The organism is Actinomadura sp. KC345 (assembly GCF_004348515.1).
In the GTDB taxonomy this organism is placed as follows: Bacteria; Actinomycetota; Actinomycetes; order Streptosporangiales; family Streptosporangiaceae; genus Spirillospora.
In genome coordinates this window covers 1-4,981 of sequence record NZ_SMKH01000431.1, presented here as the reverse complement: position 1 = coordinate 4,981, position 4,981 = coordinate 1, and the positions used below count along the sequence as shown (strand labels likewise).

Annotated in this window: 4 protein-coding genes; 3 read left to right on the top strand and 1 reads right to left on the bottom strand. The window is 73.7% G+C overall.

The features are described 5' to 3' along the window. The first annotated feature begins 182 nt into the window (after nucleotides 1-182). From E1281_RS37370 to menD, 3 genes are all read left to right on the top strand, one after another. Nucleotides 183-1,082 (top strand): 1,4-dihydroxy-2-naphthoyl-CoA synthase, encoded by a 900-nt coding sequence (locus tag E1281_RS37370; protein WP_131884429.1) that lies wholly within the window; start codon nucleotides 183-185, stop codon nucleotides 1,080-1,082. 64 nt (nucleotides 1,083-1,146) lie between these two features. Next, nucleotides 1,147-2,109, top strand: a complete 963-nt coding sequence (locus E1281_RS37365) for an o-succinylbenzoate synthase (protein WP_131884428.1) — start codon at nucleotides 1,147-1,149, stop codon at nucleotides 2,107-2,109. After that, nucleotides 2,106-3,773, top strand: coding sequence for a 2-succinyl-5-enolpyruvyl-6-hydroxy-3-cyclohexene-1-carboxylic-acid synthase (gene menD, locus E1281_RS37360; protein WP_131884427.1), 1,668 nt, complete (start codon nucleotides 2,106-2,108; stop codon nucleotides 3,771-3,773). Before E1281_RS37365 ends, menD begins: the two co-directional genes overlap by 4 nt. Nucleotides 3,774-3,922: 149 nt before the next feature. Here menD and E1281_RS37355 read toward each other — a convergent pair whose 3' ends face one another. After that, nucleotides 3,923-4,732 carry a tyrosine-protein phosphatase gene (locus E1281_RS37355; RefSeq protein WP_131884426.1) on the bottom strand — a complete coding sequence of 270 codons (810 nt, stop codon included), beginning with the start codon at nucleotides 4,730-4,732 and terminating at the stop codon, nucleotides 3,923-3,925. Between the last annotated feature and the right edge of the window lie 249 nt (nucleotides 4,733-4,981).

The window sequence follows — 4,981 nt, the reverse complement described above, 5'->3', positions numbered from 1 at the left end:
GGGCGTCGGCGAGGGCCCGCAGGAGGCGGGGGCCGGGTGGCAGAACGGCGGCGTGCAGCGGGCGATCCATGATCTCATCAGGGTAGTCGACCCCGCTGAACGTGTTCGAATCCGCGGCGGGTTGAATGGTGGACGGCCGCCCGCGACCCCGGCAGGGCGGTCACCCTAGGGGAGAGGACGACATGGTCTCGGAGCTGTTCGACGCGGACGCGTGGAAAGAGGTCGAGGGGTTCGGCTTCACCGACATCACCTACCACCGCGCCGTGGACCAGGGCACGGTCCGGGTGGCGTTCAACCGCCCCGAGGTGCGCAACGCGTTCCGGCCGCACACGGTGGACGAGCTGTACCGGGCGCTGGACCACGCCAGGATGTCCAGCGACGTGGGGTGCGTGCTGCTGACGGGGAACGGGCCGTCGCCCAAGGACGGCGGGTGGTCGTTCTGCTCGGGCGGCGACCAGCGGATCCGGGGCAAGGACGGCTACCGGTACGCGGAGGGGGAGACGTCGGAGACGATCGACCCGGCGCGGGCGGGGCGGCTGCACATCCTCGAGGTGCAGCGGCTGATCCGCTTCATGGGCAAGGTCGTCGTCTGCGTGGTGCCGGGCTGGGCGGCGGGCGGCGGGCACAGCCTGCACGTGGTGTGCGATCTCACGCTCGCGAGCCGGGAGCACGCGCGGTTCAAGCAGACCGACGCGGACGTGGCGAGCTTCGACGGCGGTTTCGGGTCGGCGTACCTGGCGCGGCAGGTCGGGCAGAAGTTCGCCCGCGAGATCTTCTTCCTCGGCGACGACTACGACGCCGAGGCGGCGCACCGGATGGGCATGGTCAACGCGGTCGTCCCGCACGCGGAGCTGGAGGCGACGGCGCTGGCGTGGGGCCGCAGGATCAACGGAAAGAGCCCGACGGCGCAGCGGATGCTGAAGTACGCGTTCAACCTGGTCGACGACGGCATCGTGGGGCAGCAGGTGTTCGCCGGGGAGGCGACACGGCTGGCCTACGGCACCGACGAGGCGGCCGAGGGCCGGGACTCGTTCCTGGAGAAGCGGGATCCCGACTGGTCCCGCTACCCGTGGTACTACTAAAAGCCGAACGCGCGGTGTGATCCGGAATACCGTGATTCGGCACGCAGGTCAGGGGGTCTTCCGGGTGCGGGTCTACTCCATCCCGATGCGGACGCGGTTCCGCGGTGTCACGCGGCGGGAGGGCGTCCTCGTCCGCGGTCGCGCGGGGTGGGGGGAGTTCTCGCCGTTCCCCGAGTACGGCCCGGCCGAATGCGCCCGCTGGCTCGCCGCGGCCCGGGAGGCCGCGTGCGACGGCTGGCCGGCGCCCGTCCGCGACACGGTCCCGGTGAACGTGACGATTCCGGCCGTCGGCCCGGAGCGGGCGCATGCGATGACGAAGGAATCCGGCTGCCGCACCGCGAAGGTCAAGGTCGCCGAGCGCGGCCAGTCCGACGCCGACGACCTGGCGCGGGTGGAGGCCGTCCGCGACGCGATCGGCCCGGACGGCCGGGTGCGGATCGACGTCAACGGCGGCTGGGACGTCGACCACGCGGCCCGGATGATCCGGTCGCTGGACCGCTGGGAGCTGGAGTACGTCGAGCAGCCCTGCGCGACGCTGGAGGAGCTGGCGCGGGTGCGGCGGCGGGTGGACGTGCCGGTCGCGGCGGACGAGTCGATCCGCCGCGCGGAGGACCCGCTGAAGGTGCGGGCGGCCGGGGCCGCCGACGTGGCGGTGCTGAAGGTGCAGCCGCTGGGCGGGGTCGCCGCGGCGCTGCGGGTCGCGGAGGCGTGCGGGCTGCCGGTGGTGGTGTCGAGCGCGGTGGAGACGTCGGTGGGGCTGGCGGCCGGGGCGGCGCTCGCCGCGGCGCTGCCGGAGTTGCCGTACGCGTGCGGCCTGGGGACGCTGTCGCTGCTGGAGGGCGATGTCGTCGAGGATCCGCTGCGGCCGGTGGCGGGGGTGATCGCCGTGCGGCGCCCGGTCGTGGACGAGGAGGCGCTGCGGCGCTGGGAGGTCTCCGGTGAGGCCCGTGACGAGGGATGGCGCGAGCGTGCCGCCGCGGCGCAGGCGCGGCTGGGCGGCCCGCCGGTGATCGGGGCGGCGCCGTGAACCCGGCGACGGCTCTGGCGACCGTCCTGGTGGACGAGCTGCAGCGCTGCGGGATGACCGACGCGGTGCTGGCGCCGGGGTCGCGGTCGGCGCCGCTGGCGCTGGCCCTGCACGCCGCCGCGGAGGCCGGGCGGGTCCGGCTGCACGTGCGGATCGACGAGCGGTCGGCGTCGTTCCTCGGGCTCGGCATCGCGAAGCGGTCGGGGCGTCCGGTGGCGCTGGTGTGCACGTCCGGGACGGCGGCGGCGAACTTCCATCCGGCGGTGATCGAGGCGCACGAGTCGGGCGTCCCGCTGCTGGTGATCACGGCGGACCGTCCGCCGGAGCTGCGCGACACCGGCGCGAACCAGACGATCGACCAGGTGAAGCTGTACGGGACGGCGGTGCGGTGGAGCACCGAGATCGGCGTCCCGGAGAACCGGCCGGGCATGGTGGCGTACTGGCGGTCGCTGGTGAGCCGCGCGTGGGGGCTGGCGCAGGCGCCGGGGCCCGGCCCGGTGCATCTGAACGCCGCGTTCCGCGAGCCGCTGATCCCCGACGGGGACGAGACGTGGTGCGAGCCCCTGGACGGCGACGCGACGGGCGCGTGGACGAAGGTGCGGGCGGCCACGCCGGGGTCGGTGCTGCACGTCCCGCCGACGCGGCGGGGCGTGCTCGTGGTGGGGGACGGCGCGTCCAACGTCAAGCGCTACGTGGCGGCGTCGTCGATGGCCGGCTGGCCCGTGCTGGCCGAGCCGCAGGGCAACGCCCGCTACGGCGACCACGCGCTGTCGTCGCACCATTTCCTGCTGGGCGTCCCGGAGTTCGTGGAGCGGCACCGGCCCGAGGTGGTGGTGACGCTGGGCAAGCCGGGCCTGTCGCGGCCGATGATGTCGCTGCTGCGGCGTGCCGAAGAGCACATCGTCCTGGCTCCGGACCTGGCGCACTGGCCCGATCCCGTCCGGTCGGCGACGCAGGTCGCTCCGGAGGTGGAGATCCCGGTGGTGTCGGGGGACGACGCGTGGCTGAAGTCGTGGCGGACCGCGGACCTGGCCGCCGCGGCGGCGGTCGACGCGGTGCTGGACGCGGTGCCGGAGGTCAGCGAGCCGCGGCTGGCGCGCGATCTGGTCGCGGCGCTGCCAGGCGGGTCGCTGCTGCTGGCGGCCGCGAGCATGCCGATCCGCGATCTGGACCAGGTGATGCGGCCGCGGCGCGGTATCCGGATCCTGGCGAACCGGGGCGCCAGCGGCATCGACGGGCTGGTGTCGACGGCGATGGGCGTGGCGCTGGCGCACGCCGGCCGGTCGTTCGCGCTGCTCGGCGACCTGGCGTTCCTGCACGACCAGAACGGGCTGATCCTCGGCGCGGGGGAGCGGCGTCCCGATCTGACGATCGTCGTGGTGAACAACCAGGGCGGCGGGATCTTCTCGCTGCTCCCGCAGGCGGCGCTGGCCGACCCGTTCGAGCGGGTCTTCGGCACCCCGCACCAGGTGGACCTGGAGGCCCTCGCCGCGGCCCACGGCGTTCCGTACCGGCGTCTGGAGGCCGCGGCCGACGTGCCGAAGGCACTGGCGGGGGAGGGGCTGCGGATCGTGGAGGCGCGCACCGACCGGAACGCGAACGCGGTGCTGCACGCCGAGATGCGCAAGGCCGCCCACGCCGCCGTCCGCGGCGTCCTCGCCTGACCGGCCCCGCGCCGTGCCGCGGGTGACCACCCCGGTTACTTGAGCCTTGAAATTACAGTGTAAAGGCGCCGGGCGGTGTCGATGATCACAAGACCTTCAAGACAGGACAACAACAACGCGACCGCATCAGCGGCCGGTCCACAGGTCGTTCAGGTGAGGAGCCGGGTGCGGAGGGTTTCGGTGTCGTCGGCCGTCCAGCCGTGTCCGGACAGCCAGGCGAGCGTGCCGCCGAACTCCTCGTCGACGCGGGCGAAGAGCTTCTCCATGATGGCCGCGTGGGGGAGGTGGCTGTCGGCCGGGCGGGAGTCCAGATCGGCGGCGTAGGTGTCGCTGCCGCGGAGGCGCCGCAGAATCGCCTCAAGCCGTTCGCCGGTCTGGGCGTAGTCGGCGACGATCGCCTCGCGGGTGACCCCGGCGACGTCCAGTGCGAGGGCGCAGACGACGCCGGTGCGGTCCTTGCCCGCCGCGCAGTGCACGAGTGAGGCCCCGTCGGTGCGCGTCATGACGCGGAGCGCGGCGACGATGGAGTCGCCGCGGTCGTGGAGGTAACCGAGGTAGTGGCCGGCGGGGCGGTCCGCCTGGGCGCCGTCGGCGGAACGTTCCTGCCAGGGGAGCGCCTTGTCCACGTCGACGGTGTCGGCGGGCGTGTCGGCGGCGACGTCGGTGTGGCGGCCGCCCTCGGGGAACAGGGACAGCTGGTGGACGGTGACGGAGGGCACGCGTGCGAGCGGTCCGGGGCCTTCGAGGCGGACCTCGGCGTCGCTGCGCAGGTCGATGACGTTCTTGAGGCCGTAGTCGTCGAGGAGGAGCCGTACGTCGGCGACGGAGAGGTCCTGGAGGTTGTCCGAGCGCAGTACCCGTGCCCGCCGTGTGGTCCGTCCGTCGGCGGTGGGCAGTCCGCCCAGGTCGCGGGCGTTGACCGCCCCGTCCAGCTCGATCCACCGGGTCGCGTCGTCCATGAATTGTGACCCTATATGGCTGCCGTGCCCCGTCTTCTGCGCAGGGTCCCGGTTTCTGGGCGGGGGAGCCGGCTCTACCCGAAGAGGGGGTGCTGGGGCTTCTGTGCCGGCCGGGTGCCGGTGGGCAGGCTGGGGCGTGTCCGGTGGTGGCCCGGGAAGGTGAGGTGGTCCGGGGGCCGACCGGGACCTGGGAGCCAGACCTCGGATGGCTCTCCAGTGTGGAGACCGGCCGGTCCCGCGCTGCATACG